Raw genomic sequence first — 26,593 nt, 5'->3', positions numbered from 1 at the left:
GGCGGACTCCACTCGAACAAGATCAATAAAAGAAAGAAATCAGAATTTTTTGCAACTCATCGTTTTTGACACACGCCAATCAGACCTGTAGCAAGCCAGGATGACATGCGAACCGTTTTTCGGTTGTTTTTGCGACTTACATCTCCCCGAGATCCTGGAGTAGTGATCCCAGAGCAATAGATGCGATCGGAATGGCGGATCATAGCGCAAAAGGAGCAATAGATCCTCCCCTTCCTCACAGATTAGATCCTTTTTATCCACAGGCCATAACTTCTCCTCAGAGTGTAACCCAGCGCACAGCTTTTCGTGCCCCTCATCATCAGTAATCCCGAAATATTTCGGATTATACTGGTATTACCTTCCCCTTTTCCGGCAACTGATCCTTATTATTCCGCGAAGGATCTCACGGCGATCCTTGCGATTTATGTGGGAGTCCGTATAATCCTCAGCCCTACGTGTGATGACTGTTTTCTCGATGGCCTTGGTCAAAAAGATACCAGCAGTAAACACGGACAGGCTCTTGGTAAACTCCCGAACAGAAAACTTCTGCGCGGGCGTGCGCAATGTCAATTGACTCAGGACTGTACAATTATTACAATCCCGCTTCTTTATATGTTGCGATTGAGGCGTCGGTGTCTTCACTCCGAGCAGCCAAACGCGTTTACTGAATCAGTAATTATTTTAAGTTTAGGTAGAAATCGCTATGAAACGCACTTTCCAACCGTCCGTATTGAAGCGCAACCGTAGCCACGGTTTCCGTGCTCGTATGGCCACCAAAAATGGTCGTCTAGTTCTGGCTCGCCGTCGTGCGAAAAGCCGTTCTCGTCTGACTGTTTCTAAGTAATAAAAGCTAACCATCTCAATGGTTAAGCTAGCATTTCCTAGGGAGTTACGTTTGTTAACTCCCAGTCATTTCACTTTCGTCTTCCAGCAACCACTACGGGCTGGCACGCCGCAAATCACCATCCTCGGCCGCCTGAACGAGCTGGGGCATCCCCGCATCGGTCTTACCGTCGCCAAAAAACATGTCAAACGTGCCCACGAACGTAATCGGATAAAACGCCTCACTCGCGAAAGCTTCCGTTTGCATCAGCACACGTTGCCGTCTATGGATTTTGTCGTTTTGGTGAAAAAAGGTGTGGCTGACCTCGATAACCGTGCGTTGACGGAAGCTTTGGAAAAATTATGGCGTCGCCACTGTCGCCAGGCTCCCGCATCCTGATCGGGCTAATCAGGGGCTATCAGCTCGTGATAAGTCCGCTGTTGGGGCCGCGTTGTCGTTTCCATCCCACGTGCTCTCATTACGGAATTGAGGCATTGCACCGGTTTGGCATGATAAAAGGCAGTTGGTTAACACTGAAACGCGTATTAAAATGCCACCCCTTGAACCCAGGTGGCGATGATCCCGTGCCGCCGAAACCCGACGATAACAGAGAACACTAACGATGGATTCGCAACGCAATCTTCTCCTCATCGCTCTGCTGTTCGTGTCTTTCATGATCTGGCAAGCTTGGCAAGTGGATAACAATCCACAACCAACAGCCCAGACCACGCAACAGACGACGAATACTGCAACCGGTGATAAAGCAAGCCAGGCTGTGCCAGCCAGTGGTCAGGGTCAACTGATCACGGTAAAAACAGATGTCCTGTCTCTGACCATTAATACCCGTGGCGGTGACATCGAGCAGGCTAACCTGCTGGCTTACCCGGATGCTCTGGGTTCAGATAAGACTTTTGAATTACTGGAAACGACCCCCGCTTTCATTTATCAGGCGCAAAGTGGCCTGACAGGTAAAAACGGCCCAGATAATCCAGCTAATGGTGAGCGCCCGCTGTTTGAAGCGCCACAGACCAGCTTTGTATTAGCAGATGGTCAGGACGAACTGCGTATTCCATTGACCTTTACCGGTAAAGACGGCTCTGTTTTCATCAAGACTTTTGTGCTGAAACGTAATGACTACGCCATTGGCGTGGATTATCACGTTAAGAACGCCTCTGCTGCCCCGCTGGAGCTGACGCTGTTTGGCCAATTAAAACAAAGTATCAATCTGCCTAAACACCGTGATACCGGCAGCAATAACTTTGCGCTGCATACTTACCGTGGTGCGGCTTACTCTTCTGATGAAACTAAATACAAGAAATACAGCTTTAGTGATATCGAAGATAAAAACCTAGATGTCAGCACTAAAGGTGGTTGGGTGGCGATGTTGCAGCAGTATTTCGCAACAGCGTGGATTCCAACGGCTAACGAAACTAACACCTTCTACTCTGCTGATTTAGGTAATGGTTTAGCGGCTATCGGCTTCAAGGGTGCGCCAGTCGTTATTCAACCGGGCGAGCAGAAACAACTGAGTGCCACCCTGTGGGTGGGTCCAGAAATTCAGGACAAAATGGCGGCTATCGCGCCACATTTGGACCTGACTGTTGATTATGGTTGGTTGTGGTTTATTTCTCAGCCACTGTTCAAACTGCTGAAATTCATTCACAGCTTTGTCGGTAACTGGGGCTTCTCCATCATTGTTATCACCTTTATCGTGCGCGGTATCATGTACCCGCTGACGAAGGCGCAATACACCTCGATGGCGAAAATGCGTTTACTGCAGCCTAAACTGGCCGCCATGCGTGAGCGAATCGGTGACGATAAGCAGCGTATGAGTCAGGAAATGATGGCGCTGTACAAAGCTGAGAAAGTGAATCCACTGGGTGGCTGCTTACCGCTGATCATTCAGATGCCGATCTTCTTGGCGTTGTACTACATGTTGATGAGCTCGGTTGAATTGCGTCATGCGCCATTCATCTTGTGGATCCATGACCTGTCAGCACAAGACCCGTACTACATTCTGCCAATTCTGATGGGTATCACCATGTACTTCATTCAGAAGATGTCACCGACAACGGTGACTGACCCGATGCAGCAGAAGATCATGACATTCATGCCAGTTATCTTCACTGTGTTCTTCCTGTGGTTCCCGGCTGGTCTGGTACTGTACTATATCGTCAGTAACTTGGTGACCATCCTGCAACAACAGTTGATTTATCGTGGTCTGGAAAAACGTGGCTTACACAGCCGCGATAAGAAAAAACAGTCTTAATAGGATGAGTACCCAAATTTATTGGCGTTGCCGTTAGGTTGCCAATCAGCAACAAATCGGTCGAAAACTGATTTGAGTGAGAGGCAGCTCACAACGCGGTAACGTCAAGTAAGGCGGGTATAGAGGCGGTCAATATGACCGCCTTATTCTTTTTACAGAAGCCTGATTTTCGTGTTTCAGGCTTGTGCAAAAACAATAAGTTAAAGAGAGATATGACCATGAGCGCCACTGATACTATCGTCGCACAAGCAACGCCGCCAGGCCGTGGTGGCGTGGGTATTTTACGTGTTTCGGGTCGTGCCGCTGCTGTCGTTGCGCAAGCGGTTTTAGGAAAATTGCCCAAACCACGTTATGCCGACTATCTGCCGTTTAAAGATGTCGATGGCAGTACGTTGGATCAAGGCATTGCTCTCTACTTCCCTGGTCCGAATTCTTTCACGGGCGAGGACGTGCTGGAGCTGCAAGGTCACGGCGGCCCAGTCATACTCGATTTGCTATTAAAGCGTATTCTGGCCCTGCCAGGGCTGCGTATTGCCCGTCCAGGGGAGTTCTCTGAGCGTGCATTCCTCAACGATAAACTGGATTTGGCACAAGCAGAGGCCATTGCTGACCTGATCGATGCCAGTTCAGAGCAAGCTGCGCGTTCGGCAGTAAACTCATTACAGGGCGCATTTTCAACGCGTATCCACCAATTGGTGGAAGCACTTACTCACCTGCGAATCTACGTCGAAGCAGCCATTGACTTCCCTGATGAGGAAATCGACTTCCTTTCAGATGGTAAGATTGAAGGCCAGTTGAACGGTGTGATGGCTGACTTGGAGCAGGTGCGTACTGAAGCTCGCCAAGGCAGCTTGCTGCGCGAAGGGATGAAAGTGGTGATTGCGGGCCGACCTAATGCCGGTAAATCCAGTTTACTCAATGCGTTAGCAGGCCGTGAAGCGGCGATTGTCACCGATATCGCAGGGACCACCCGTGATGTACTACGCGAACATATTCATATCGATGGGATGCCACTGCATATCATCGATACCGCAGGTTTACGTGAAGCCAGTGACGAAGTTGAGCGCATTGGTATTGAACGTGCTTGGAATGAGATAGAACAAGCTGACCGAGTGCTGTTTATGGTCGATGGCACCACAACAGAGGCGACTGAACCGGCGGCGATTTGGCCTGAATTTATGGCGCGCTTGCCTTCATCACTCCCGATTACTGTCGTGCGTAATAAGGCCGATGTCACCGGCGAGACGCTGGGACTAACAGAAGTGAATGGTCACTCACTTATTCGCTTATCGGCGCGCACAGGTGAAGGCATTGACCTGCTACGAGACCATTTGAAACAGAGTATGGGCTTTACCAGTAACACCGAAGGCGGTTTTCTGGCACGCCGTCGCCATTTGCAGGCATTGGAAACTGCCGCACAGCATTTGGTACAGGGCCATGAACAGTTAGTAAGTGCTTACGCTGGTGAGCTATTGGCAGAAGAATTACGTTTAGCACAACAGTCATTGAGTGAAATTACCGGTGAATTTAGCTCAGATGACTTACTGGGGCGTATTTTCTCCAGTTTTTGTATCGGAAAATGAGTGTAGTGCCATCGCGCTGGAGCAGATTGCCGTTAATTTTGATAATCTTGCTCTATGTGTCTGAACTGTGCAGCTTACCTGAGTGATGATAACCGGTAATGCCAGTGGCTCGAACACTTAACTGTATCCATAAATTTGAGGTATCCATGATTATAAAACCACGTGTACGCGGCTTTATCTGTGTGACTGCTCACCCGACTGGTTGCGAAGCTAACGTCAAAAAGCAAATCGACTATGTCACCGCAGAAGGCGCAATTGCTAACGGCCCAAAAAGAGTATTAGTCATTGGTGCATCGACTGGATACGGACTGGCCGCTCGCATTACAGCAGCATTTGGTTGTGGTGCCGATACGTTGGGTGTTTTCTTCGAACGTCCTGGCGAAGAGGGCAAACCTGGTACGTCTGGTTGGTACAATAGCGCGGCATTCCATAAATTTGCTGAGCAAAAAGGTCTGTACGCGAAGAGCATCAATGGCGATGCTTTCTCCGATAAGATTAAGCAACTGACCATCGAAACGATCAAACAAGACTTAGGTCAGGTGGATCAGGTCATTTACAGCTTGGCTTCGCCACGTCGTACACACCCAAAAACCGGTGAAGTGTTTAACTCCACACTAAAACCAATTGGTCATGAAGTTAAGTTCCGTGGCCTTGATACCGACAAAGAAGTGATCAAAGAAGCCGTACTGCAACCCGCCACCCAAGAAGAGATCGACAACACGGTTGCGGTTATGGGCGGCGAAGACTGGCAGATGTGGATGGATGCATTACTGGAAGCGGGTGTACTGGCTGAAGGCGCGCAAACTACCGCTTTCACCTACTTAGGCGAAAAAATCACCCATGATATCTATTGGAACGGTTCTATTGGCGCAGCCAAAAAGGATCTGGACCAAAAAGTTCTGGCTATCCGTAATAGCTTGTCAGCCCACGGCGGCGGCGATGCTCGCGTATCAGTACTGAAAGCGGTTGTCACCCAAGCCAGCTCGGCCATTCCAATGATGCCACTGTATTTGTCACTGTTATTCAAAGTGATGAAAGAGAAAGGCACGCACGAAGGTTGTATCGAGCAGGTCTATTCGCTGTATAAAGACAGTCTGTGTGGCAACACGCCGCATATGGACCAAGAAGGCCGCCTGCGTGCTGACTATAAAGAGCTGGATCCAGCGGTTCAAAATGAAGTACAGCAATTGTGGGACCAAGTCACCAACGACAATATCTATCAACTGACTGATTTTGTTGGCTATAAAACAGAGTTCCTTAATCTGTTTGGCTTCTCCATCGACGGTGTTGACTATGACGCCGACGTGAACCCTGATGTGAAAATCCCTAATCTGATTCAGGGCTAAGCTCAGATTTATCGCGATAAAACCCGCTGCGCTGCAATATCACGGCGTCGCGGGTTTCATTCCACTTCCCCTTATAGGGGTCTGAAGCCCAACCGTACGAAAATGTACGCTAAGTATGTTTTTTAACCAAACTGGTGCTTTCGCTGCCATGACGAAAGATAATTATAAAGGCCATTCATCGCTCTCTTCCGCTTGCTTAAGTGTCCTTAGCTGTCCTTTAGTTACCTGTTCTGCCAGCGTGAATGTGTAGTGACCCAGCATATTAATATGTGCATGGCGCAGTGGTGACAGCCGGGATTCATCGTCTTCATTTATGGCTTCACCCTCATCACGTAAATGTGCCAGTGCCGCCTGCATACCGGAGTATTCTGACAGTTCTCATTATCTGGCCTGACGTCAGGTTAGGGTATAGGCCAACCTGACGGTCGAGATATTATTGTTATTACAGACTAATCACATCCTTAGTTCCGCGTTCATCTCAGCGGCTATGACTTTGAAGTCATGATCGCTAATCTGAAAAATACCAAATCGAAGTTGGTATCCCCAGTTTCTATTACCTGCTGAAAATTCCAGAACATCCAAGATTGGCCGAATAGGCGATTCATTAGCATGGAGCCATGACACATCACGTCGGAAAGGACAAAATCCATCCCCCATATCGAACTGGTAGGGTTCTCCCGATTTGACAATACCGATAGCAGTGAAAATCTGTAGTTTTTTGTTGCTACCAAACTTAAGCGTTGGAGAGTAGTAAGCAATACGGTCCCCCGGTTTAACACGTCGCAATGGGGTCGCCTTGCCATGACAGACCTGCATAAAACCGCCAACTCTGCCAATTCGAACATGCTCTGCTGAGGCCACGGCAATCCAGTTGTTACTCATCGTGCAGACGGCGCAAAAACACGGAGACGATGACCATCGGGGTCAAGCGCAACAAATGTATAACCAAAATCCATATCAGTCGGTGTTTGCAAGGTAGTCAGACCACGACCACTCCAGTCAGCATGCATGGTATTGACCATATCGTTGCTGGCAACGGCAAAGGCCAGTTCACCACAGCCAGCGGTTGCTATCGCCGCCGGCTCAACAGTATGCTTCGACCACAACCCAAGCATAACGCCTGAACTAAGGGCGAACATGGCAAAAGTAGGTGATTCTTCGATTGGTCTTTTCCCAAGGAGGTCTTCATAGAAAACGGTGCTGTTCGCTGGGCTGTCTACATACAAAATGATAAAATTAGGATCAGTCATAATATTGCTCCGCATTGTTGAATTAAATGGGCTGATACAGACCACAATTCAATACTAAACTGGACTACTGCCAGAATATGTCAGTAGTGAGAGACTACTGCGGAGAAATACCTTCGATTTCGCGCCACTCTTTTAAAAGAACCTGCCGCCGTCGCGGATAACGCTGTTCCGTAATTTTTAAAGATGAAATTCTGTCAGTGCGAAAGTGTCGGAATTCCTGACGCAGCTCGCACCATGCAACAAGAACGCGGACATGATCAAAATAGCCGAGTGCAAAAGGCCAGATTGTTCGCGTGGATTCAACACTGTTGAGGTTGCAATAGCTGACCTCAAGCTTGCACTCGGCACGAATGGCCCGACGAATTTGAAGTATCTCCTCATCTCCTGCCGTGACACTAGCCCCGGGCCCAACAAGCAGGGCAGTTGCATCGAGTACATTGCATAAATCATTAGGTAGAACAGCCGCTATCTTGGTGAGAGCACTTCGAGCAGCGGCACTGAGCTTAACATCACCGCGATCGGTAACCCAACGAGATCCCAGAACGAGCGCCTCGATTTCGTCCTCCGAAAACATAAGTGGGGGAAGCATGAAGCCAGGCCGCAAGACGTAGCCAAGGCCTGGCTCTCCATCAATGCTCGCACCTTGCTTTTGTAATATTCCTATATCACGGTAGAGCGTGCGAAGACTTATCCCAAGCTCCGAAGCCAAATGTGCCCCGGTAACAGGAAACCGATGGCTGCGCAAAATCTGCATTAAATCAAGTAAGCGTTGAACTCGTGACATATGACGACATCTCTCAGAATACAATTAGCCAGCTTTTGACCAGATACTGCCAAAAATTGGCAGTATCTTTTTCTGAGTATGTACCCACCACTGAGCGTCTCCAAGCAGAACCTTTGTGAAAATAACTTCGCCGGCCTGTACATTAGGAGATGATTAAAAAATGCGCTTAGCGTACGTTTTCGTACGGTTGGGCTTCAGGCCCCTTATACTCCCCATCAGCGCTATATCTTTATATTGCATAAGCTAAGTCTATATTCTTCGTTTACGGACAACGCGATCGCCTGCAACCTTGTGAATCAATTCGCCTTTAGGCACTGCATTAATCTTGATTCCGCAGGGAAATAATGATGAAAACGCGTTCACTGGCAATACCACTTTTTAGCTTAATGATTTTAACTTCGCTGAACGCGCACAGTGATGAGAAGAAATTAATTAAGTTAGGGTTTAATCCTGGCCCTTATAAAGAACAATTCGAGAAAGGCGTGGCGCCTTATTTGATAAAGAAAGGCTACAGCATTGAATATAAAGACTTCAATGATGGTATTCAGGTCAACAATGCTGTCAGCACGGGGGAAATAGATGGCAATATCATGCAGCACCCTATTTACCTGCAAGCAATAAATGACCGACTACGCATTGATAATACCGGTATTGTTCAAGTCCCCACTCCGCCAATGGGACTCTATTCCAATAAACACCAAAAAGAAGATAAGCCCAAAGATGGCGCATGGGTTTCAGTCCCGAATCAACCTTCCAATGAATACCGAGCCGCTCTCTTGCTGCAATCTATTGGCTGGATAAAGCTGAAAGAGAAAATCGACCCAGCGACATTCTCACAAAAAGACATCGCAGAGAACCCTTATCATTTGGTGATCAAAGAGATGGATAATGCCCAACAAGTCAGGGCGCTGCCGGATGTTGATTTTGGCGCTATTCAAGGTAACTTCGCCGTTTCTAATGGCATAAAACTCACCTCTGCTTTACAGCTTGAAAAACCAACGACGCAATTTGTCAATGTGGTGACAGTTGCGGGTAAGAATAAAGACGCGGAGTTTGCGAAAGATATTATTGCCGGATATCACTCCCCTGAATTCAAAAAGTATATTTTAGAAAATGATAAATATACGGGTTATATGCTGCCTGATTATCTGAACTAATGGAATAATCTGATGATTGAGCTTCAGCATATTTCTAAAACATTTGAGCGCAAAGGGATCAAACTACAAGCGCTAAAAAATGTCAGTTTAACCGTCGAAGATGGCGATATATTTGGCATCATCGGTTATAGCGGTGCAGGGAAAAGCACCCTATTACGGATGGTTAACTCGCTAGAAAGCCCGACATTGGGCAATGTGATCATTGATGGTAAAAATCTGCGTGATTTTAGCCAAGAGCAGCTCAGACTACTGAAAAAAAACATTGGCATGATTTTCCAAAATTTTAATTTATTGGAATCAAAGACCGTTTTTAAAAATGTCGCGATGCCGCTCATATTATTGGGGAAAAATAAGGCATTCATTCAGGAACGTGTCGCTGAACTGCTTGATTTTGTTGGGTTAGGCGATAAAAGCCTGAGCTTCCCAAACGAATTATCCGGTGGACAGAAACAGCGCGTTGGTATTGCGCGCGCACTGGCAACCAATCCGTCAATTCTACTTTGTGATGAAGCTACATCCTCATTGGATCCGCAGACGACTGCGCAAATATTGTTATTACTGAAGAAAATTAATCAGCAATACAATATTACGGTTTTGCTGATCACCCACGAGATGTCAGTGATTCAAAAAATATGCAATAAAGTCGCAGTGATGGAGAGTGGCCAGATTATTGAGCAAGGATCGGTCTTAACCGTATTTGGTCACCCAACACACCCTACCACTGCCAATTTTGTCCGCACCGTCATCAAAGATAGCTTACCGGACAGCGTGAAGAAGCTATTGAATAACAGCCATGCTGGCCGACAATTCCGATTGGCATTTATGGGGCCGATAGCCACACAACCCGTGATCAATCAGCTCATCAGGCAATATGACATTGGCGTGAATATTCTCTTTGCCAACATGTCAGAGATACAAAGCACCACACTTGGCCATATGGTGTTGTTATTAACCGGCGAGAATCACACCATAGATGATGCCGTCAGTTATCTGTCAGGCACCGGTATTGATATACAGGAAATAAGTTGATGATAGAAACGGCCATTACATTGGACCAATTTATTCAAGCGCTCCACGACACACTGGTGATGGTCAGTATTTCATTGATGATCGGTTCTCTAATTGGTATCCCGTTGGGTATTTTATTGGTTGTGACGCGGCCAGGGGGCTTAATTAATCATCGAGCCTTTTATAATATTCTCAATCCAGTGATCAATATCATTCGATCACTGCCGTTTATTATTCTGATGGTCGCCATTATTCCTTTAACGCGCCTTATCGTGAATACCACGATAGGAACACCAGGGGCGATTGTGCCACTGATTATTTTTATCGCCCCCTATATTGGCCGATTGGTTGAGAACTCATTACTGGACGTGAATCCCGGCATTTTGGAAGCTGCAAAATCGATGGGCGCAACCCCATTGCAGGCAATTTGGTATTTTCTATTACCTGAAGCCTCCTCATCGTTAATATTAGCGCTCACCACGGCTACTATTGGTCTCATTGGTGCAACCGCGATGGCGGGAACTGTGGGCGGCGGCGGTATCGGTGATTTAGCCATTACCTACGGTTATCAACGCTTTGATACTTTTGTGACGGTGACGACAGTCATTGTTTTAATTATCACCGTGCAACTCATCCAATCGCTGGGGAATTTATTTGCGCGTAAAATCCGCCGTGAATAATGAAAGGGGCCAAATCTGATCGGCCCCTTTCAGGCTGCTAACAAACAACGATGACGCGATCTGGAACGGTGAGGACAGGCAGAAGAGTAAAGCGTCCGCGCCAAGGATGGCGCGGCTCGAGCCATCAGGGATGATTTTACGGCGTCTTTACGATCTGCTTGCCCTCTCCGTAAAGGGCACTTTTTCAGCTATCTTCTTGATTCATCTATCTCAATAACAAAACTTAGACCTTAAAGCCGCTAATCACACTTTCTAGCTGCAAGGTTTGATCCTGCATCGCCTGAGCAGCGGCGGCCACTTGTTCCACCAGCGCCGCATTTTGCTGAGTAGAGTTATCCAGCTGATTAATCGCCAAATTAACCTGTTCGATACCCAAACTTTGCTCCTGACTGGACGACATGATTTCATTCATCAGTGCCGCCACATTGGAAACACCGCTCATCAGGTCATCCATGGTCGTCCCCGCATCAGCCACTAATCCTGTACCAATGGCGATATCAGCCACCGAGTCTTCAATCAGCTTTTTAATCTCGCGGGCAGAGGTGGCCGAACGTTGCGCCAAATTACGCACCTCTGACGCCACGACGGCAAAACCACGGCCTTGTTCCCCCGCTCTGGCGGCCTCAACTGCCGCATTCAGCGCCAAGATGTTGGTTTGGAAGGCAATACTGTCAATCACACTAATGATATCGACAATTTTCTTCGAGGAGTGATTGATGGAACCCATGGTATCCACCACCTGTTTCACCACGGTGCTGCCTTTCACGGCCACAGTCGATGCATCCATTGCCAGTTGGTTGGCGTGGCTGGCGTTATCCGCATTTTGTTTAACGGTACTGGTGAGTTCATCCATCGACGCCGCCGTCTCTTCAATGGAGCTGGCTTGATCTTCAGTACGGGCAGATAAATCCAGGTTACCGCTGGCGATTTGACGTGACGCCGAGGCAATGGCCAAACTGCTTTCACCAACCTGACGCATCATTTGCTGTAAATAGTCGATAAATGCGTTGAAGCTCTGGTTAATGGCGTTGAACTCCGGACTACTGCTTTCTGGTAAGCGCTGAGTTAAATCAGCCCCGCCCGCAGACAGTGCGGTGATATTTTCGTTTAGATTCGCTAAACGCTTCATAAAGACGCGGATAGAGAACACAAGGAATAGCAGCAATAACAACATAATAGGGATCTGCACTAACCCTAAATGCATCAGGATGCTATGACTTTGCTTTACCAAAAGGCTGGTGGGCAGGTCAGTAACCAAATACCAAGGGCTATTGGCGATTGGGCGAATAAACAGGGTGTGAGAGGTGCCATCGACGTCATACTCGCTTTCCAGCGAGGTGAGATCTTTCATTTGCGGTAACAACCGCTGCGTTTCTGCCGCCATTGGCAAACTGCCAGTAAAGTCAGACAGATTTTTTAGTTCTGCCTTACCGTCTGCTAACGCGCTACTCCCGACAATCTTGCCATCCGCTTCAACAATCAAGATAGTGCCGTTCACTTTCTGCTCCATCTCTTTCACTAAGCGGTTAAAGAAACCTAAAGTGACATCAATGGTTGAAACACCATATATCTCATTGCCTTTATAGATAGCCATAGCGCAGTTAGTTCTCGGCTGCGGGCTGGCATCATCCTGATAAGCTTTAGCCCAAGCACAGAAGCCTTTGGGCGCATTTAAGCCATCTTTGTACCACGGCTGTTCAAAATAATTCTGTGATTCCGGCGAGTTCCAATGGGTGTTAACCGTTAACTTATTTTCCCCATTACGGGCAAAAAAGGTGCTGAATTTCGTCACCCCTTGCTCTCGTTTATTCGGCAATGGCCAAATACCGCCACCGAAGACATTACTGTCGCCATATTGATCCACCAACCCCGGTAATAATGAGTCAATGGCATTGCTGTCCATAATGGCAACAGCCTGAGTAATACTGCGGGCTTGTGCTTCCACTTTATTCATCTGCGCCGTAATGGCCGTCGCGATTTGGTCAACACTGTTACCTACAATGGTGCTCTCAGATTGTTTGAGTTGTGGTGTCACAAAAAGCTGAATAACCACAACCGTGATTATTAGCAAAAGAATAAAAAAGGCACTAACGAGTAAGGTGAATCGGGCTTGAGTGGTTTTTAGCATTATCGTGTCGCTCAATGTCAGAGAGCTGGATAGCTCCAGATCTATTAACGGCATTTCGCGCAGAGACTTGATAACGGATTGAAACGATTTTTCTGTTTCTCTCCGGCGATCACAATTTCTGTGTAATAAGCACGCAAGTCGTGATCGCTTAAGTGAAATTTATAGGGGTAACACGGCAGATAGTCATTGTTATGTCGCGCAAATTTGTCCTACTCTGAGTGTGAAATAGTGTTATTCATTTACTGAATGGGAGTAAGTCATGTCACAGCAATCCCTTAAAATTGTTACCCTGTTGGGTAGTTTGCGCAGTGGTTCTTACAACGCGATGGTGGCCCGTGCGCTGCCAAAATTAGCCCCTGCGGGTGTCACTATTGAAGCACTGCCCTCTATTCGCGACATTCCGCTTTATGATGCTGATGTCCAGCAAGAAGAGGGTATTCCTGCTGCGGTTCAGGCTATTGCTGACCAAATACGCCAAGCGGATGGTGTGATTATTGTGACGCCGGAATATAACTATTCCGTACCCGGCGGATTGAAGAATGCTATCGACTGGCTTTCCCGTTTACCGAATCAGCCGCTTGCGGGTAAACCGGTTGCAATCCAAACCAGCTCGATGGGGCCGATTGGCGGTGCACGTTGCCAGTATCACCTGCGCCAAATTTTGGTTTTCCTCGATGCGATGGTGATGAATAAGCCTGAATTTATGGGCGGAGTGATTCAAACTAAAGTGGATGAGCAGGCCAAAGAGCTGGTCGAGCAAGGAACATTAGATTTTCTGACCGGTCAACTTGCCGCTTTTGCGACTTACATCGATCGTGTTCGCGTGAAGTAAATTTTTATCGTGACAACCCTGAAGCTCCCCACCCCTTGATGGGCATTGGGGAGTTATTTTGTCCCCACACTTGCCTCTCTATTGCGGATACTGCTGACCGATGGCCATAAAAATCATAGTTTGGCTGATGCTGACCCTTCTCTACTCACTCTGGTTAGGGTGGTATGGGCTGAACACACAACAAGCTGAACGTGAAGCTGATTTTCGCACTACGCATCGTGAACTGAGCCAACAATTGGCTCAACAGCAGGCGCTGCTTTTTTTGACACTTGAACCGAATCAACTCACGCAACTGCAACGCCATTTCCCGCAATTGACCGCCATCGAACAAATGACAGCGGACCGTTCAAAAGCAGGCCGGCTTACCCTGAAAATTGAGGGTGACGATTATTGGCTCTCTAATTCCTATAGCGGCAGCGGCTTGAAAGTGAATGGGATGCGTTTACTCGAGGTTGTGGGGTTACCCGCCAATTTTGACAGTGTGGTATTGCGCTATCAACAGCATCAACTCGCAGAGCTGGGCCACTCTGCAGCAAAAAGCTTCTGGCAATGGCAAAAACCATTAGGGGAAGGAGCACAGTCATTTACCCTAATTGGGCATGCCACGCCGATTTGGCGCAATTTACCTTGGTTAACCGCATTGTTACTTTCACTGCTAACGGGTGCAGCGCTATATGGTTGGCATCGGTGGCAACAACTGGCACAACACCGCCTACATGCTGAGCAACGGGCTAAATTCGCCGACCAAGCCAGACTTAATGCCATGGGGGAGATTGCAACAGGTATCGCCCATGAGTTAAACCAGCCCCTGACCGCCACGCTGACCTATAACCAGACAGCGCTGCGATTGTTACCGCCGCAGGATGAAAAAGTCGCGCCGCTGCTGACCGCATCCGTTGAGCAAATCAAGCGGATTGCCGCGCTGCTCGACCGCCTGCGAACCCTGCTGAGTCGTGGGCAAATAAATCTACAACCGGTTATCGTGGCCGATATCTGGCGGCGAGTGAATATGCTGTTAAACCAAGAGATTATTGCCGCCAATGTGACGGTTCGTAGCAATATCCCCGCACATTTACCACCGCTACAAAGTGACCCACTTTGGCTGGAGCAAGTTCTTCATAATTTACTCAGTAACGCAATTCATGTCCTGCAACATACCCCCACGCCCAAGATTTATTTCACCGTGACTGTTCACCCCAAGCAATGGATGATCCAGATTGAAGATAACGGGCCGGGGCTTAGCAATGAGCAGTTAGATAACCTGTTTACCCCGTTCTATACGACCCGTGAGAGTGGATTAGGGCTGGGGTTAACGCTGTGCGAAACATTGGTACAACGCATGGGCGGGGACATAAAAGCAGGGAACAGTGAACAGGGCGGTGCCTGCTTTACGCTGACTTTCCCCATCACAACCACAGGGAGTACGCATGACTAAACACATTTATCTGATTGATGACGATGAAGGTGTACGCGCCGCGCTCACCGTATTGCTCGCGACCATGGGCTGGGAAGTCAAAGCCTTCAGTAATGGGCAGGCGTTCCTCGATACTTTGGCGGTGACCCACCCTAGCTGCGTGCTAGTGGATATCAGAATGCCCGGTAAAAGTGGTATGGCCGTATTGGAAGCCATTCAAGCTCGTGATAGTGCGCTTCCGGTCATCATAATGACGGGGCATGGCAATATTGAATTGTGTCGCCGCGCCTTCAAAGGTGGCGCACTGGAGTTTCTGACCAAACCGATTGATGCCGATGTGTTGATTGAAACCATCAGTTTGGCGTTGGAACAACATGAGCAAGCGCTAGCCGCCCATCGCCAACAGAAAGGTTATCAGCAGTTATTTAGCCAACTGACCGCCCGCGAAAGAGAGGTTGCCGCCCTGATTATTCAGGGTGAAACCAGCAAGCAAATTGCACATATATTGTCCCTTTCACCTCGAACAGTGGAAGCCCATCGCGCCAATATCTTTGCAAAACTGGACGTTAACTCGTTGGCATTGCTCATACATCATTACGCGCCATTAATATAATGGCCATATCCTCACAGAACATTAAGTCACGTCGAACACCGAGAACTAGGTAGATCTACGGATCAAAACGGGTAATTAGCCGAATGTTTTTTCACCACTTATCACCGTAGGATGATGACATTGTGATGAAATCACGTTGCTAACAATAAGGATTCTCTATGATCAAGCCTATTGCCCTTACTTCTGCCTTATTCATCGGCCTGTTAACACAAGCCTCTGCGGCGGGTCTAAACACTGAACGTAATATTTCTTTGGCGCTGGCCAGCGATTTAGCGAGCCGTACCCTTGCGGTTTGTCAGGCTGATGGCTACAACGTCTCCGTCACCGTGGTCGATCGTGCGGGTATCATTAAAACCGTACTGCGTGGTGACAATGCAGGCCCACATACCGTTAAAGCCAGCGAACAAAAAGCATTTACGGCACTATCCACTAAAACGCCAAGCGGGCAAGTGATGGAAAACAGCCAAAAAACACCAGCAGCTAACAACCTGAAAGATATCCCAGGCTTCTTGTTGTTAGGTGGCGGTGTACCAGTGAAAGCGGGCGATGAAGTTGTCGGTGCGGTAGGTGTTGCCGGTGCGCCGGGTGGGCATCTGGATGCACAATGTGCCACTAAAGCACTGGAACAAATCAGCGCTCAATTGAAAGCCTAAAATAATCAATTTAAAGCCTAAAACAATTCCAAAACGCCCCCACCCTCGGTGTCTACAATGGGGGCGTTTTCAATCAATGGTTAATCCCAACAGTCATTGGCTAATCACTGATAATTAATGGTCAACAAAAGCTATTTTCAGCACAAACAGCAGCGCAACCACCACCACGCATGGGCTGATTTCACGCCAGCGACCTGTCCCCAACTTCATCAAGCAATAAGAGATAAAGCCCAGCGCGATACCTTCCGTAATGGAGAAGCTAAACGGCATCATCACCGCGGTCACAAAGGCAGGAACAGCTTCGGTCAAATCATCCCACTTAACGCGGGATAAGCTCGACGTCATCAATACACCCACATAAATCAGTGCACCCGCCGCCGCATAGGCAGGTACCATCCCCGCCAAAGGTGAAATAAACATCACCAACAGGAACAGGATACCCACGACGACAGCCGTTAAGCCCGTACGACCACCGACTGAAACACCCGATGAGCTTTCGATATAAGCAGTTACTGAGGAAGTACCGATAAACGCACCGGCGACAGAGCTGATACTGTCGACGTACAGCGCTTGTTTCATGCGAGGAAACTTGCCTTTATTATCGGTTAAGCCGGCTTTATCTGTTACGCCGATCAATGTGCCGGATGAGTCGAACAAGTTAACCAGCATGAAGGAGAAAATGATCCCCGCCATACCAATGTTCAATGCCCCAGCCAGATCCACCTGCCCAACGACTGAAGTCACACTCGGTGGCATAGAGAAGAGGCCAGTATAGTGAACATCGCCCAGCGCCCAACCGATCAAGGTGGTCACGACGATAGAAACCAGTACCGCAGCGTGGATATTGCGCGATGCCAACACCGCAATAATAAAGAAGCCCAAAGCGCCGAGCAGCACGCTATGCGAGGTCAAATTACCGACAGCCACCAAGGTATCTGGATTGGCGACCACGATACCGGCGTTTTTCAGCCCCATCATGGCGATAAACAGACCAATACCGCTGGTGATCCCCACACGCAGACTCAACGGAATATTGGCTATCATCCAATAACGAATGCGGAAAATAGTGAGCAAAAGGAAACCGATTGCGCCCCAGAAAATCGCACCCATGCCAACCTGCCATGAAATACCCATCGCGCCAACGACCACAAACGCGAAGAAAGCGTTTAGCCCCATGGCCGGAGCCAGTGCTACGGGTAAGTTCGCCAATAGACCCATAAAAATACTGCCAAAAGCGGCGATCAAACACGTGGTGACGAAAACGGCCTGCACATCCATACCCGCTACCCCTAAAATTTGCGGGTTAACAAATACGATATAGACCATGGTCAGAAACGTGGTGATACCGGCGATCAGCTCGGTACGTGCCGTGGTGCCATGTTGTTTCAGTTTAAAAACACGTTCGAGCAGCCCCTGCTCAGTATCAAGGTTTGGTGTACTCATTTATGGAGTTCCGCAGAAGGGAGTGATAGTTGGGAACATCCTATAACAAAAAACCCTTGTTTTGAGCGGGATCACACTCTTTTTTACGGGTTTTTTATCGCCTTTGTTGCGCAACTTAGTGATGATATTAGCGCGTATTATTCAACCTATTGAATTTTATTCATTTGATATGAGAAATATCGATTGTAGGAGAATAGGTGTCGCATTCTAAACCTAGATGATTAGAGTAAGAGGAGGATTCATCGAGATAAATACGCTTGGAAGATAAGGAGATGGAGTGAACCAGATAGAATGCGTCATGTTCGATTGCGATGGCACCTTGGTCGATAGCGAAGTACTGTGCTGCCAAGCTTACGTTGTCATGTTTGCCCACTACGATATTCATTTATCATTGGAAGAAGTAATTAAGCGCTTTAAAGGCGTAAAACTGAATGAAATCGTGGCATTAGTGAGCAAAGAGAACGGCCTGAACCAACCGATTGAAACGCTAGAGAAGCTGTATCGTGCAGAAGTTGCGCGCTTATTTGATGCCGAATTACAACCTATTGCGGGTGCAAGAGCGCTGTTGGAGCAAATTACCCTACCGGTTTGCGTAGTATCCAACGGGCCGGTCAGTAAAATGCAGCACTCTCTTGGCCTAACGGGCTTACGGCCGTTTTTTGAAGACCGGCTCTACAGCGGCTACGACATTCAACGTTGGAAGCCCGATCCCGCGTTGATTTACCATGCAGCAGAGGAGATGCAAGTTGCCGCTGAGCGCTGCATTTTGGTGGAAGACTCCGCTGCCGGAACACACGCCGGGATCGCGGCGGGCATTCCGGTCTTTTACTACTGCGCAGACCCCCATAACCAGCCGATACATCACCCACTGGTGACAATGTTCGATGATATGCAGCAATTGCCTGACTTATGGCGTGAAAAAGGCTGGCGTATCACCCGCGACTAGTGGCAGGTAATGCCACTTTATTACGCCACCAGCGCCATGATCGCTTAATGGCGCTTTGCTTCTCGATGGCATGTTGCGGGCTGAAACGGCGGTTAAGGCCATTTGCCAGCAGATCCAATGCCAGACATAAAACAAAGTAAACCAGAGCCACAAACAGGAAAACTTCCATCGGGTAAACCATGCTGCGGTTGTTGACCTGAGTTGCCAAAAACGTCAGCTCATTCACTCCGACGATGTAAGCGAGTGATGTATCTTTAATCAATGAAATCCATTGATTAATAAATGATGGCACCATCATGCGCAACGCCTGTGGTAACACCACAAACCATAAAACTTGCCAACGGTTAAAACCGAGCGATAAACCGGCCTGCCACTGCCCAGCGCCGATCGCGACAATCCCTGCTTTTACCGCATGAGCCAGATAAGCAGATGCAATCAGGGCGAGCGCACAAACGACGGTCGTGATTTCTGGAATATCCACCCCGAAGACTATTGGCAGTAGGAAATAGGTCCAAAAAATCAACATAATGACCGGAATGGCGCGGAAAAACCCTAAAACAGCCGCCAATATCCCCGCAAAAACACCCCGAGACATCGCCAGTGCAACACCTAAAATCGTCCCTAAAATAGCGGACGCAACCCCTGCAATAAGGCTGATCAATAGGGTTAATGCGGCCCCGCCCAGCGGCCCATCAGGAAAGGTTCCCCACAGTAGGTAAGTCCAGTTATCGGCAATAATGGTGAAATCCATCTTAATGCCCCCGGACTGCGGTTCGTTGTTGACGCCACATGCCCCATGCCTCGATCAGCGCAATAATGGCGATATACAACACGGTTGCTACACCGAATGCCTGAAACGTCCGCAATGTCTCGGTTTCAACTTGGCGGGAAGCATAAGAAAGCTCAGCAACACCAATCGCCATCGCTAGCGATGAGTTTTTAATAATATTCATGTATTGGCCTAACAAAGGCGGCATCGCGATTTTCAACGCTTGTGGCAGCACGACATAGCGCATCGATTGCCATCCCGTTAACCCCAACGCATGCGCAGCATATTTTTGCCCCTTAGCCACACCACTGATACCCGACCGCAACTCTTCCGCAATAAAAGCGGTGGAATAGAGGGTCAACCCGATAAAACCGGCTAAAAATTCGAATGAGGGCCAATTCAGTGTGACGCCAAACGCGGTGATTTCATGGGGGGTATTGAGCCAGGGGATCCAAGAGGCGGGTAAAATTTGGCTCGCCGCAAAGTACCAAAAAAACAGTTGGATCAGCAGCGGTGTATTGCGAAATACCGTGCTATAGCCCATGGCAAACCACTGTAGTACTTTGTTTTCGCTGTCTCTGGCCGCAGCCAACAAAAAACCCAACAGTGTGGAGGCCACGACCGTGCAAGCGGAGATCCACAATGTGAGCAGAAAACCGTCCCACAGCCAGCCGAGGTATTGCGGAGCCAGCAGCCAATCAGTGAGATGATGTAGATTCATCACGTTTTATACCTATATCTTCCTGATACCCTAACCGTATGAGCTTTTAGGTGCACAATAAAATCCATCTTATTTCTACGTCTCGATTGACGGTGCCTTATGGCGCCATCCTCAAAGCCCTTGGTGCTGCAGGCAGCAAGTCAATAAACCTGCCTGCAACGCCAAGGACAAGGACAAGGGGATAATTTATGCTTTAGGCTGCTTCTCTAACGGTGCAAACTTAAAATCACCACGAGGTTGAGCTGCATTGGTTTCAGGCCCGAACCAACGGTCATAAATGATAGCTGCCTGGCCATCTTTTTCCAGTTTAACCAGTGTTTCATTCACCGTCGCCGTTAAACGGTCTTCACCTTTAGGAATGCCCACACCTTGGTATTCTTTGGTGATACTGAAGGGTGAAATCTCAAAATCAGCTTTTTGTGCCGCAGGTAGATTACCCAGCAGGCCGACTAACTTCGCGTCATCTTGAGTGATAGCTTGAACGTTACCATTACGCAGGGCTGTGAATGCCAATGGCGTATCATCGTAAGAAATCACTTTTGCCGTTGGATAATGTTCACGCAGGGTGATCTCTTGTACGGTGCCTTTATCTGCGCCAATACGTAATTTACGGATATCTTCTGGTGTTTTCAGCACCCCTTTATGGGCGATGAACTTCTGACCTGTCGCAAAATACGGCAGGCTGAAGTTAACTTCTTTGGCGCGTTCATCTGTAATGGTGAAGTTAGCGGCAATCAAATCCACTTTTTTCGACGTCAACAATGGAATGCGGTTTGCCGGATTGGTTGCTCGCAGTTCAACTTTTACGCCTAAATCCTTCGCAATGGCGTTTGCCACATCCACGTCATAACCCACCAATTTTTTAGTCTGTGGGTCGATATAACCAAAGGGAGGGTTGCTATCAAAAACAGCAATCCGCACCACACCGGCTTGCTTGATATCATCCAATTTATCTGCGTGAGCGGCGCCAGAAAGCGTAGCCAAGCCAGCAAGCAGTGTTAAGGCCAGTGCACTTTTTTTGGTGGATAAAGATTGCTTCATTGAAAGCTCCTAAGATGATTGAGATGTTGCGATATGTGTAAGCTATCAACTCATCGTTAGGTCAGGAAATAATATAAAAGGATATATTTATAACCAATTCATCTCAGGGAATTCGTTTGCTTCTATTGATAAAAATAGCTTGGCATCAACCTATTAGTTAAGTTGATATGTGACTAATACAAGGGGAATGGTTCTCAATAAAAATATCCCCCAATCAAGCACGATTAACCCACTTGATTGAGGGTAGATATTATTTTTCAGGCTTACTAGAAAGCAACTTTTCTAAATCATCACCGCCAAGGTGGCGGAAGTCCTGCCCTTTAACGAAGTAGAAAATGAATTCGCAAATATTCTGGCAGCGGTCACCAATACGTTCAATGGAACGGGCGCAGAACAGCGCGGTCAGCACACTTGGAATGGTTCGCGGATCTTCCATCATATAGGTCATTAATTGACGGACGATGCCTTCATATTCCTGATCAACCTTCTTATCTTCACGATAAATTCGAATCGCTTCATCCAAATCCATACGCGCAAAGGCATCAAGCACATCATGCAGCATCTGCACAGTATGTCGGCCTAGAGATTCTAAGCTGACCAATAAAGGTTGATGTTGATGAGAGAACTTTTCCAATGCGGTGCGGCAGATTTTATCTGCCACATCACCGATACGTTCCAATTCTGAAATGGTCTTGATGATCGCCATCACCAGACGTAAATCGCTGGCCGTTGGCTGGCGTTTGGCAATGATGCGCACACAAGCTTCATCAATGGCCACTTCCATCATGTTGACATTTTTATCGCCCGCAATGACCTGTTTAGCTAACTCACCGTCCTGATTATGCATGGCGGTGATCGCGTCAGATAATTGTTGCTCCACCAGCCCACCCATGGTTAAAACTTGGGTGCGGATATGCTCAAGTTCTGCATTAAACTGGCCAGAAATGTGTTTGTTTAGATTCAGGTTATCCATGCTGCTTCCCGTACGTATAGCCTATCCCGATAGCAGTAGGCGAAATTAGTGTAGTAGCGCTTTGAGTCAGGTGATCAACCATAGCGACCAGTAATATAATCTTCCGTCTGTTTCTGCTGTGGTGCGGTAAACAGCGTATCGGTATCACTGAATTCAATTAATTCACCCAAATACATAAATGCGGTGTGATCAGAGCAACGGGCAGCTTGTTGCATGTTGTGCGTCACAATCACCACTGTGTAATCAGATTTCAATTCGCTGATAAGCTCTTCAATGCGGCCAGTGGAGATAGGGTCAAGCGCCGAGCAAGGCTCATCAAGCAGCAAGACATCAGGGCGAATTGCGATACCGCGCGCAATACACAGACGCTGTTGCTGACCACCCGATAGGCTATAACCGCTCTGGTTCAGCTTATCTTTGGTTTCATTCCACAGTGCCGCTTTGGTTAACGCCCATTGCACGCGCTCATCCATATCGGCTCGAGATAGGTTTTCAAACAGCTTGACGCCAAAAGCGATGTTATCGTAAATCGACATTGGGAACGGTGTCGGTTTTTGGAAAACCATACCCACCTTAGCCCGCAACAACGCAATATCTTGCTTATCGGTCAGGATATTTTGACCATCCAGAATGATATCGCCTTCGGCACGCTGATCGGGGTACAGCTGATACATTTTGTTGAATGTACGCAATAATGTCGATTTACCACAACCTGATGGGCCGATGAATGCTGTGACCTGGTTTTTAGCAATATCCAGCGAGATATTCTTCAACGCATGGAATTTACCGTAGTAGAAGTTCAGATCACGAACCTGAATTTTGCTGTTGTTAGTGTCAGTAGCCATACTCATCAAGATGTCTCTCTTTTAGCCAATGCCGCCTGAGCCGCATTTTAGTCATTGTTGGCGAATCGGTATTTTCGTTGCTAATGGCTGATGTTTTAGCAGCCTATCAGTGCTTTTTCTTAGCGAAAATCACGCGAGCCAGAATATTCAGTAACAGTACGCACAGGGTAATCAGTAATACCCCAGCCCAAGCCAGCTGTTGCCACTCGGCAAACGGGCTCATGGCGAACTTAAAGATGGTGACTGGCAAGTTAGCAATCGGCTGGCTCAGGTCGGTACTCCAGAATTGGTTGGAGAGCGATGTGAAAAGCAGCGGTGCTGTTTCGCCTGCAATACGTGCCACTGCCAGCAAAATACCCGTCAAAATCCCAGAAATAGAGGCTTTTAGCGTAATGGCCGAAATCATGCGCCACTTTGGTGTGCCTAATGCATAAGCGGCTTCACGTAAGCTATCAGGCACCAATTTCAGCATGTTTTCGGTGGTACGAATCACAATTGGCACTTGTAACAGCGCCAGTGCAATCACCCCAGCCCAGCCGGAGAAATGCTCCATCTTGGCAACCACAATGGTGTAGACAAACAGGCCGACAACAATAGAAGGCGCTGATAACAAAATGTCATTAATAAAACGGGTGATTTCTGCCAGCCAAGATTTACGCCCATATTCGGCCAGATAAATCCCCGCCATAATCCCCAATGGCGTGCCTATAACGGTCGCCCAGAAGATTAATAACCCGCTACCGGCAATCGCATTCGCCAAACCACCACCCGCCGTATTCGGTGGCGGTGTCATCTCGGTAAACAATGCCAGCGACATACCATCAATACCTTTGGTTATCGTGGAGAACAAAATCCACACCAACCAGAACAAACCAAACACCATCGTTGCCATGGACAGTATTAAGGCAAGACGGTTCTTCTGGCGACGCCATGCCTGCTTTTTACGGCGGGTTTCCATCAGCGTCGCATCACTTTGCATATCCATCGTTGCCATCTTAACGCCCCTCTTTCTTAGCCAGACGCGAAATCATTAACTTAGATAAAGCCAGCACGATAAAGGTAATGACGAACAAGATCAGGCCCAATTCCATCAATGCTGCGGTATGTAAGCCTGACTCAGCTTCAGCAAATTCATTCGCCAACGCGGAGGTAATACTGTTGCCTGGCATAAACAGCGAGAAGCTGTCGAGCTGATAGGTGTTGCCGATAATAAAGGTGACCGCCATGGTTTCCCCTAAGGCACGACCTAGCCCTAACATTACGCCACCGATTACACCATTTTTGGTATAAGGCAGCACAATACGCCAGATAACTTCCCACGTGGTACACCCAATGCCGTATGCCGACTCTTTCATCATCACAGGGGTTTGTTCGAATACATCACGCATAACCGCCGCGATGTAAGGAATAATCATGATGGCTAAGATAATACCCGCGGCCAAAATACCGATACCGAATGCCGGCCCTGAGAACAGGACACCCACAATCGGGATACCAGACATCACATTGCCGACGGGTTCTTGGAAATAGCGGGCAAACAAGGGTGCGAAGACGAACAAGCCCCACATACCGTAAACGATACTGGGGATAGCCGCGAGCAGCTCGATGGCAACACCTAAGGGGCGTTTTAACCAGTTTGGGGCCAGTTCGGTTAAGAACAAGGCAATCCCAAAGCTGACGGGCACCGCGATCAGCAGAGCAATCACAGAGGTCACGATGGTGCCGTAAATCGGCACTAAGGCACCAAACTGCTCAGCCGGAGGATCCCACTCTTTGGTCCACAAGAATGCAAAACCAAATTTTTCAATGCTTGGCCAGGAAGCAACAATCAGCGAAATGATGATGCCACCCAACAGAAATAGGGTAATCAGCGCAGCCAGCTTAACTAGCGCACTGAAAATGATGTCACCGTATTGACTCGGTGCTTTGATCGTCGGCTTATAATCAGCCATAGACTCTCTTCTCATCCGGGTGTTATTTCCCTCCCCAACAAGGGGAGGGAGTAATTTACTCAACCAATTTTTTTATAAATCACTTATTGGAGCAAAAGCTTTAAGGCTATGGTCTTAAATCAAAACAGTGGCTTACCGCTACTGTCTTTAACTTGAGTTTTCCAAGCAGCGCGGATTTGCTCAACAACCTCTGCAGGTAATGTTGCATAATCCAGTGCGTTGGCTTGTTGAGCGCCGTTTTTGTATGCCCAATCAAAGAACTTCAACACTTCTGTGCCTTTAGCTGCATCTTTCTGCTCTTTGTGCACCAAAATGAAGGTTGTTGATGTAATTGGCCATACATCATCACCTTTTTGATTGGTTAAATCTTGAGCGAATGTTTTGCTCCAGTCTACACCTTTAGCCGCAGCACTAAAGCTCTGCTCAGTTGGGCTAACCGGTTTGCCATCAGCAGAAACCAGTTTGGTGTAAGCCAGATTATTCTGTTTGGCGTAAGCGTATTCTACATAACCAATGGAACCCGGCAGACGTTGAACGAATGCGGCGATGCCGTCGTTACCTTTGCCGCCCAAACCTGTTGGCCAGTTAACTGTTGAACCAGCACCGATCTTTTCTTTCCATTCTGCGTTCACTTTCGCCAGATAGCTGGTGAAAACGAATGAAGTGCCAGAACCATCAGCACGACGCACCACTGCGATATTTTGATCCGGTAAATTAACACCAGGATTCAGTTTAACAATCGCAGGATCATTCCACTTTTTAACATTGCCCAGATAAATATCACCCAGTGTTTTACCGTCTAACGTCAGTTCACCAGATTTAATGCCGGGGATATTAACGGCTAAGACAACGCCGCCAATCACCGTTGGGAATTGGAACAAACCGTCAGCAGCCAGTTTTTCGTCTGCTAATGGCGCATCAGAGGCACCGAAGTCAACAGTGTTGGCGATAATTTGTTTTACGCCACCTGAAGAACCGATCCCCTGATAGTTAACTTTGTTACCTGTTTCTTTCTGATAAGAATCTGCCCACTTGGCATACACCGGCGCGGGGAATGTCGCACCTGCACCTGTCAGGCTTGCAGCAGCGAACGCGGACACGGTTGTCATAGATAAAGTCGCTGCCACAATGCTGGCTACGGTGGTACGCATCAGTTTCATAATCCCTCCTAATGGGATATTAGAATTAACTCTATACCGAAGAACTTGGAGCAGCAGGCAGGCAGCGAACGAATCCCGATGTGCTTACTGGTGTAAGTGATTCGGGTGAGTGAACGTAGCTAACAACCCTGATGCTTAAAGTACAAAGTGTATAAATTGTTTTCATCAGATTAAGTATGGTGCAGGAGGGAAAATAGGACAGT

Annotated in this window: 27 protein-coding genes and 1 pseudogene; 14 read left to right on the top strand and 14 right to left on the bottom strand. The window is 47.9% G+C overall.

All coding sequences use genetic code 11. The features are described from left to right. Positions 1-703 precede the first annotated feature (703 nt). From rpmH to fabV, 6 genes are all read left to right on the top strand, one after another. Complete coding sequence (rpmH, locus tag DA391_RS23145; protein ID WP_019212655.1) at positions 704-844, top strand: 50S ribosomal protein L34; 141 nt, start codon at positions 704-706, stop codon at positions 842-844. An 18-nt stretch (positions 845-862) separates the two neighbouring features. Next, a complete protein-coding gene (rnpA, locus tag DA391_RS23140; RefSeq protein ID WP_032814795.1) occupies positions 863-1,222 on the top strand; it encodes a ribonuclease P protein component in 360 nt (119 codons plus the stop codon). Then, entirely contained in the window at positions 1,186-1,443 is a 258-nt protein-coding gene (gene yidD, locus DA391_RS23135) for a membrane protein insertion efficiency factor YidD (RefSeq protein WP_071822482.1), read from the top strand. Before rnpA ends, yidD begins: the two co-directional genes overlap by 37 nt. 2 nt (positions 1,444-1,445) lie before the next feature. After that, on the top strand, positions 1,446-3,092 hold the full coding sequence (gene yidC / locus DA391_RS23130) for a membrane protein insertase YidC (RefSeq protein ID WP_019212654.1): 1,647 nt from the start codon (positions 1,446-1,448) through the stop codon (positions 3,090-3,092). Between the two features lie 218 nt (positions 3,093-3,310). Beyond that, entirely contained in the window at positions 3,311-4,675 is a 1,365-nt protein-coding gene (gene mnmE, locus DA391_RS23125; RefSeq protein ID WP_050287117.1) for a tRNA uridine-5-carboxymethylaminomethyl(34) synthesis GTPase MnmE, read from the top strand. Between the two features lie 146 nt (positions 4,676-4,821). Next, on the top strand, positions 4,822-6,021 hold the full coding sequence (gene fabV, locus DA391_RS23120; RefSeq protein ID WP_049610255.1) for an enoyl-ACP reductase FabV: 1,200 nt from the start codon (positions 4,822-4,824) through the stop codon (positions 6,019-6,021). A 162-nt stretch (positions 6,022-6,183) separates the two neighbouring features. Here fabV and DA391_RS23115 read toward each other — a convergent pair. The 4 genes and pseudogenes from DA391_RS23115 to DA391_RS23100 all read right to left on the bottom strand — a co-directional run. Continuing rightward, a pseudogene (locus DA391_RS23115) lies at positions 6,184-6,378 on the bottom strand (Tn3 family transposase); the annotation flags it as partial. A gap of 96 nt (positions 6,379-6,474) precedes the next feature. Next, the gene (locus DA391_RS23110; RefSeq protein WP_050287106.1) at positions 6,475-6,903 is read right to left on the bottom strand and encodes an EVE domain-containing protein; all 429 of its coding nucleotides are present in this window, start codon (positions 6,901-6,903) and stop codon (positions 6,475-6,477) included. After that, positions 6,900-7,271 (bottom strand): VOC family protein, encoded by a 372-nt coding sequence (locus tag DA391_RS23105; protein WP_049610260.1) that lies wholly within the window; start codon positions 7,269-7,271, stop codon positions 6,900-6,902. The genes DA391_RS23110 and DA391_RS23105 overlap by 4 nt, the downstream gene beginning before the upstream one ends. Before the next feature lie 94 nt (positions 7,272-7,365). Beyond that, positions 7,366-8,055, bottom strand: a complete 690-nt coding sequence (locus tag DA391_RS23100) for a helix-turn-helix transcriptional regulator (protein ID WP_108088229.1) — start codon at positions 8,053-8,055, stop codon at positions 7,366-7,368. A gap of 347 nt (positions 8,056-8,402) precedes the next feature. On the opposite strand from DA391_RS23100, the gene DA391_RS23095 reads away from it, so the two are divergent. From DA391_RS23095 to DA391_RS23085, 3 genes are read left to right on the top strand one after another with little or no spacing between them, the layout of a single operon-like run. Beyond that, positions 8,403-9,212 (top strand): MetQ/NlpA family ABC transporter substrate-binding protein, encoded by an 810-nt coding sequence (locus tag DA391_RS23095; protein ID WP_049610266.1) that lies wholly within the window; start codon positions 8,403-8,405, stop codon positions 9,210-9,212. Between the two features lie 12 nt (positions 9,213-9,224). After that, positions 9,225-10,241 (top strand): methionine ABC transporter ATP-binding protein, encoded by a 1,017-nt coding sequence (locus tag DA391_RS23090; RefSeq protein ID WP_057651189.1) that lies wholly within the window; start codon positions 9,225-9,227, stop codon positions 10,239-10,241. Continuing rightward, positions 10,241-10,900 (top strand): methionine ABC transporter permease, encoded by a 660-nt coding sequence (locus DA391_RS23085; protein WP_167398245.1) that lies wholly within the window; start codon positions 10,241-10,243, stop codon positions 10,898-10,900. Before DA391_RS23090 ends, DA391_RS23085 begins: the two co-directional genes overlap by 1 nt. A gap of 223 nt (positions 10,901-11,123) precedes the next feature. Here DA391_RS23085 and DA391_RS23080 read toward each other — a convergent pair whose 3' ends face one another. Further along, positions 11,124-13,028, bottom strand: coding sequence for a methyl-accepting chemotaxis protein (locus tag DA391_RS23080; protein WP_050287109.1), 1,905 nt, complete (start codon positions 13,026-13,028; stop codon positions 11,124-11,126). Between the two features lie 259 nt (positions 13,029-13,287). On the opposite strand from DA391_RS23080, the gene DA391_RS23075 reads away from it, so the two are divergent. From DA391_RS23075 to DA391_RS23060, 4 genes are all read left to right on the top strand, one after another. Next, entirely contained in the window at positions 13,288-13,860 is a 573-nt protein-coding gene (locus DA391_RS23075) for an NADPH-dependent FMN reductase (protein ID WP_019212647.1), read from the top strand. Between the two features lie 100 nt (positions 13,861-13,960). Continuing rightward, positions 13,961-15,295: a sensor histidine kinase gene (locus tag DA391_RS23070; RefSeq protein WP_050083562.1), complete on the top strand. Its 1,335-nt coding sequence runs from the start codon at positions 13,961-13,963 to the stop codon at positions 15,293-15,295. Then, a complete protein-coding gene (locus tag DA391_RS23065; RefSeq protein WP_050083560.1) occupies positions 15,288-15,887 on the top strand; it encodes a response regulator transcription factor in 600 nt (199 codons plus the stop codon). Before DA391_RS23070 ends, DA391_RS23065 begins: the two co-directional genes overlap by 8 nt. A 158-nt stretch (positions 15,888-16,045) precedes the next feature. Next, positions 16,046-16,540, top strand: coding sequence for a GlcG/HbpS family heme-binding protein (locus tag DA391_RS23060; RefSeq protein ID WP_019212645.1), 495 nt, complete (start codon positions 16,046-16,048; stop codon positions 16,538-16,540). A gap of 114 nt (positions 16,541-16,654) precedes the next feature. On the opposite strand, the gene DA391_RS23055 is transcribed toward DA391_RS23060, so the two are convergent. Continuing rightward, positions 16,655-17,983 carry an NCS2 family permease gene (locus DA391_RS23055; RefSeq protein WP_019212644.1) on the bottom strand — a complete coding sequence of 443 codons (1,329 nt, stop codon included), beginning with the start codon at positions 17,981-17,983 and terminating at the stop codon, positions 16,655-16,657. A gap of 277 nt (positions 17,984-18,260) precedes the next feature. Here DA391_RS23055 and yieH point away from each other — a divergent pair, with 277 nt between their 5' ends. Next, entirely contained in the window at positions 18,261-18,929 is a 669-nt protein-coding gene (gene yieH / locus DA391_RS23050) for a 6-phosphogluconate phosphatase (RefSeq protein WP_050083558.1), read from the top strand. Here yieH and DA391_RS23045 read toward each other — a convergent pair. From DA391_RS23045 to pstS, 8 genes are all read right to left on the bottom strand, one after another. Then, positions 18,916-19,680 (bottom strand): amino acid ABC transporter permease, encoded by a 765-nt coding sequence (locus DA391_RS23045; RefSeq protein ID WP_050874561.1) that lies wholly within the window; start codon positions 19,678-19,680, stop codon positions 18,916-18,918. The two genes, yieH and DA391_RS23045, sit on opposite strands and share 14 nt — an antisense overlap. A gap of 1 nt (position 19,681) precedes the next feature. Then, the gene (locus DA391_RS23040) at positions 19,682-20,419 is read right to left on the bottom strand and encodes an amino acid ABC transporter permease (RefSeq protein ID WP_019212641.1); all 738 of its coding nucleotides are present in this window, start codon (positions 20,417-20,419) and stop codon (positions 19,682-19,684) included. Between the two features lie 186 nt (positions 20,420-20,605). Beyond that, on the bottom strand, positions 20,606-21,460 hold the full coding sequence (locus tag DA391_RS23035; RefSeq protein WP_050083552.1) for an ABC transporter substrate-binding protein: 855 nt from the start codon (positions 21,458-21,460) through the stop codon (positions 20,606-20,608). Between the two features lie 250 nt (positions 21,461-21,710). Next, positions 21,711-22,433, bottom strand: coding sequence for a phosphate signaling complex protein PhoU (gene phoU / locus DA391_RS23030; RefSeq protein WP_019212639.1), 723 nt, complete (start codon positions 22,431-22,433; stop codon positions 21,711-21,713). A gap of 74 nt (positions 22,434-22,507) precedes the next feature. After that, positions 22,508-23,284, bottom strand: a complete 777-nt coding sequence (gene pstB / locus DA391_RS23025) for a phosphate ABC transporter ATP-binding protein PstB (RefSeq protein WP_019212638.1) — start codon at positions 23,282-23,284, stop codon at positions 22,508-22,510. Between the two features lie 100 nt (positions 23,285-23,384). Beyond that, positions 23,385-24,272, bottom strand: a complete 888-nt coding sequence (gene pstA, locus DA391_RS23020; RefSeq protein ID WP_050083551.1) for a phosphate ABC transporter permease PstA — start codon at positions 24,270-24,272, stop codon at positions 23,385-23,387. Between the two features lies 1 nt (position 24,273). Next, positions 24,274-25,230 carry a phosphate ABC transporter permease PstC gene (gene pstC, locus DA391_RS23015; protein WP_049610297.1) on the bottom strand — a complete coding sequence of 319 codons (957 nt, stop codon included), beginning with the start codon at positions 25,228-25,230 and terminating at the stop codon, positions 24,274-24,276. 119 nt (positions 25,231-25,349) lie between these two features. Continuing rightward, positions 25,350-26,390 (bottom strand): phosphate ABC transporter substrate-binding protein PstS, encoded by a 1,041-nt coding sequence (gene pstS, locus DA391_RS23010; protein WP_050083548.1) that lies wholly within the window; start codon positions 26,388-26,390, stop codon positions 25,350-25,352. Between the last annotated feature and the right edge of the window lie 203 nt (positions 26,391-26,593).

This window comes from Yersinia massiliensis (genome assembly GCF_003048255.1).
Lineage (GTDB): Bacteria > Pseudomonadota > Gammaproteobacteria > Enterobacterales > Enterobacteriaceae > Yersinia > Yersinia massiliensis_A.
The sequence above is the reverse complement of the archived record's forward strand: the minus strand, read 5'-3'. Positions and strand labels throughout refer to the sequence as shown.

Coding starts and splice junctions, on each gene's coding strand:
- rpmH (WP_019212655.1), top strand. CDS start 704: ATGAAACGCACTTTCCAACCGTCCGTATTGAAGCGCAACCGTAGCCAC.
- rnpA (WP_032814795.1), top strand. CDS start 863: ATGGTTAAGCTAGCATTTCCTAGGGAGTTACGTTTGTTAACTCCCAGT.
- yidD (WP_071822482.1), top strand. CDS start 1,186: ATGGCGTCGCCACTGTCGCCAGGCTCCCGCATCCTGATCGGGCTAATC.
- yidC (WP_019212654.1), top strand. CDS start 1,446: ATGGATTCGCAACGCAATCTTCTCCTCATCGCTCTGCTGTTCGTGTCT.
- mnmE (WP_050287117.1), top strand. CDS start 3,311: ATGAGCGCCACTGATACTATCGTCGCACAAGCAACGCCGCCAGGCCGT.
- fabV (WP_049610255.1), top strand. CDS start 4,822: ATGATTATAAAACCACGTGTACGCGGCTTTATCTGTGTGACTGCTCAC.
- DA391_RS23110 (WP_050287106.1), bottom strand. CDS start 6,903: ATGAGTAACAACTGGATTGCCGTGGCCTCAGCAGAGCATGTTCGAATT.
- DA391_RS23105 (WP_049610260.1), bottom strand. CDS start 7,271: ATGACTGATCCTAATTTTATCATTTTGTATGTAGACAGCCCAGCGAAC.
- DA391_RS23100 (WP_108088229.1), bottom strand. CDS start 8,055: ATGTCACGAGTTCAACGCTTACTTGATTTAATGCAGATTTTGCGCAGC.
- DA391_RS23095 (WP_049610266.1), top strand. CDS start 8,403: ATGAAAACGCGTTCACTGGCAATACCACTTTTTAGCTTAATGATTTTA.
- DA391_RS23090 (WP_057651189.1), top strand. CDS start 9,225: ATGATTGAGCTTCAGCATATTTCTAAAACATTTGAGCGCAAAGGGATC.
- DA391_RS23085 (WP_167398245.1), top strand. CDS start 10,241: ATGATAGAAACGGCCATTACATTGGACCAATTTATTCAAGCGCTCCAC.
- DA391_RS23080 (WP_050287109.1), bottom strand. CDS start 13,028: ATGCTAAAAACCACTCAAGCCCGATTCACCTTACTCGTTAGTGCCTTT.
- DA391_RS23075 (WP_019212647.1), top strand. CDS start 13,288: ATGTCACAGCAATCCCTTAAAATTGTTACCCTGTTGGGTAGTTTGCGC.
- DA391_RS23070 (WP_050083562.1), top strand. CDS start 13,961: ATGGCCATAAAAATCATAGTTTGGCTGATGCTGACCCTTCTCTACTCA.
- DA391_RS23065 (WP_050083560.1), top strand. CDS start 15,288: ATGACTAAACACATTTATCTGATTGATGACGATGAAGGTGTACGCGCC.
- DA391_RS23060 (WP_019212645.1), top strand. CDS start 16,046: ATGATCAAGCCTATTGCCCTTACTTCTGCCTTATTCATCGGCCTGTTA.
- DA391_RS23055 (WP_019212644.1), bottom strand. CDS start 17,983: ATGAGTACACCAAACCTTGATACTGAGCAGGGGCTGCTCGAACGTGTT.
- DA391_RS23045 (WP_050874561.1), bottom strand. CDS start 19,680: ATGGATTTCACCATTATTGCCGATAACTGGACTTACCTACTGTGGGGA.
- DA391_RS23040 (WP_019212641.1), bottom strand. CDS start 20,419: ATGAATCTACATCATCTCACTGATTGGCTGCTGGCTCCGCAATACCTC.
- DA391_RS23035 (WP_050083552.1), bottom strand. CDS start 21,460: ATGAAGCAATCTTTATCCACCAAAAAAAGTGCACTGGCCTTAACACTG.
- phoU (WP_019212639.1), bottom strand. CDS start 22,433: ATGGATAACCTGAATCTAAACAAACACATTTCTGGCCAGTTTAATGCA.
- pstB (WP_019212638.1), bottom strand. CDS start 23,284: ATGAGTATGGCTACTGACACTAACAACAGCAAAATTCAGGTTCGTGAT.
- pstA (WP_050083551.1), bottom strand. CDS start 24,272: ATGGCAACGATGGATATGCAAAGTGATGCGACGCTGATGGAAACCCGC.
- pstC (WP_049610297.1), bottom strand. CDS start 25,230: ATGGCTGATTATAAGCCGACGATCAAAGCACCGAGTCAATACGGTGAC.
- pstS (WP_050083548.1), bottom strand. CDS start 26,390: ATGAAACTGATGCGTACCACCGTAGCCAGCATTGTGGCAGCGACTTTA.